2 protein-coding genes are annotated in these 2,365 nt (G+C 48.0%); both read right to left on the reverse strand.

The annotated features are described in order from the left end of the window. Window positions 1–65: 65 nt before the first annotated feature. Window positions 66–782: an IS21-like element helper ATPase IstB gene (istB, locus tag KNP71_RS15620; RefSeq protein ID WP_029595512.1), complete on the reverse strand. Its 717-nt coding sequence runs from the start codon at window positions 780–782 to the stop codon at window positions 66–68. After that, window positions 779–2,215 carry an IS21 family transposase gene (gene istA / locus KNP71_RS15625; protein ID WP_029595511.1) on the reverse strand — a complete coding sequence of 479 codons (1,437 nt, stop codon included), beginning with the start codon at window positions 2,213–2,215 and terminating at the stop codon, window positions 779–781. The genes istB and istA overlap by 4 nt, the downstream gene beginning before the upstream one ends. Window positions 2,216–2,365 lie beyond the last annotated feature (150 nt).

Consider the following 2,365-nt stretch of genomic DNA (forward strand, 5'->3'; position numbering starts at 1 on the left):
TGTATTTTGCAATACAAATGTGCACAATAATGCAACGAAAAGTACAGAACTTTGCCAGCTGGGTTTTAGTGTTTCGACAACGCATGCGTGACACGATAACTGTCACCTGTAAAGTTTAGTATGTGAGCGTGATGGATGACGCGATCGACGAGTGCCGCAGTCAAGCGCGCGTCGCCAAAGATGCGATTCCATTGGCTGAACTCAAGGTTGGATGTGATGATCAGGCTCTTTCGCTCGTACCAGTCGGTGATGAGATGAAACAGAAGTTCCGCAGATTCTTTTGTGAGAGGGAGATATCCCATCTCATCTAAAATAATCATATCTGCCGACTCGAGACGAGAATGGAAGTTGCCTAGTTTTCCATCCCGCCAGGCCTTGTTAAGTTGCTCGACGAGTTCAGAGACCCGGAAGAACCTCACCTCATAACCTTTGTGACAAGCTTCTCTCCCGAGCCCGATGGCCAAATGGGTCTTTCCTGTACCCGGGGACCCTGTCAGAACGACGTTCTGTGAGTGCTCGACGAAATTCAGTGAGGTCAGTTCGTCCTTATCTAAATGCTTTGGGAAGTAGATGTGATTGCCCCAATGATAGTCGTCTAGTGACTTATTGTTGATGAATTTTGCCTTTTTGATTAACCGTTGCGCTTTCGCTTCCTCGCGGAGGCGCATTTCCATCGAGAAAAGCTCCGTGAGAAACTTTTCAGGGGATTCCGTTGGAATCGATTCATAGATTTCAGCGACATAGGCAAGGCGGAGCGATTTGCACATTTCTTTTAGGCTCATACTGCACCACCTTCTCCCCAAGGCCGATTCAGGCTATCGTACTTGCTCCAATCCACATCATAAGGATGGTCCTCAACCACGGCTGGATCGTCGTCCTCGCTCAGTAGCTCGTATAGGCGTTCATTGATCTCGAGGATTGGATAGAGTGCGAGCTTGGCTCGGATCCAGGCCAGTCTTTCCTGCCGAACGAGTAAGTTGGGTACGCCCAGGTACTCTTTGATTCTACCCGGCAGATATTCGGAATAACGGGAGTGCCCGAAGCTTCTCGGCTTCTTGTGCCAAGTGCTGATGATGTTTTCCCATGGGAGCGCACGCTTTGTCATCATGTAGGGACGTTTTTCTTCGTAGAGGATTTCTCCGTGAAGTGAGAGAATCTTCATCGAATCCCACCTTAAGATGGCGCGTACTTGCCCATGACGAGCCCCTGAAGGGATCAAGACTTTCGTCTTATCGATCGTTATTTCGCCGTACTTGTTCACCTTGAACAGTTCTTCTTTGAAGACGGGGAAGTCTTCTTGCGGCAATCGCAATAGATGTCTCTGCTCTTCTTCGAACAACTCACGGATCAGCACATGCTTTTCGTAATGCACTCTCTCCATGTCATCCCGTAGGGAAGCTGCGAGTTGCCGGTTCGTCGAATCGTAATCATGCATGACAGGGGCTGGGACAAGAAAATTGTACCGAACGTATCCTACCTTGTTCTCGACACTTCCTTTCTCGTTACCTCTGTAAGGATTACAGCTTTGAACTTGGAAGCCGTAATGTGCCATGAACTGCAGGAAAGCATCTGTATAGATCGCCTCTTCTTTTGTCGTTCGTGGTTGGATGACTGCGGCGGGGAGATTATCGATTCTGAGCTGTTGCGGTACACCACCGATTTCTTCAAAAAGCATTTTGAGTCCCGTCAAAAAGCACTCTTGGTTTTCTGCGGGCAGGGCGACAGCTGCTGTGCGGTTACTGAAGGGCAGGCTCATGACGAGGCATTTTACATCGACCGCATGACTATCTTTGACGACTTCCATCGTCCCGAAATCTACCTGTGCCTCACCCGGAGGGTGTTGCAATCGTTCTTGCCTTGTGTCGTTTTCCTCCTCGCTCGTCATATGCCAGCTCTTGATGAAATTGCAGACCGTCCGGTAAGAACCCTCGAATCCGTTCGCCACCAGCGTTTCATAAAGCTTTTTATTCGTTCGTCTTAACTTTTTCTGAAGCATTTGATCCTCGGTCAACCAATCCTCGACCATCTCGCCCCATTTCGTTCCGTACATCATGCCTCTCTTGGGGCGAATGGTTTCACTCGGCAGTTGAGCTGAATCCGCGTATTTTTTTACCGTCCTCCAGTTGAGGTCTAGATTTTTAGCGATTCGATTGATCGAATGTGATTTGTGGTTTCTCAGATATTTGATACAATTGATATCGGACATTGCTAGCATTCCTTCCATCTCCTAACGTTCTTGTGTCGCAACTTAAACGTTAGGGTGAGATTATGGTTGCTGGCAAGTCCTTTTTCTTTTCTAAAATAGGAGTGCAGAGTTGTGTACGTTTCCGTTGCACACTTCTGCACTCCTATTTTGCATTACACA

This window comes from Exiguobacterium sp. s56 (assembly GCF_018618255.1).
Taxonomy (GTDB): domain Bacteria; phylum Bacillota; class Bacilli; order Exiguobacteriales; family Exiguobacteriaceae; genus Exiguobacterium; species Exiguobacterium chiriqhucha.

What these genes read in the sequence shown, in the direction of transcription:
- istB (WP_029595512.1), bottom strand. Translation starts at nt 782, where the DNA reads ATGAGCCTAAAAGAAATGTGCAAATCGCTCCGCCTTGCCTATGTCGCT.
- istA (WP_029595511.1), bottom strand. Translation starts at nt 2,215, where the DNA reads ATGCTAGCAATGTCCGATATCAATTGTATCAAATATCTGAGAAACCAC.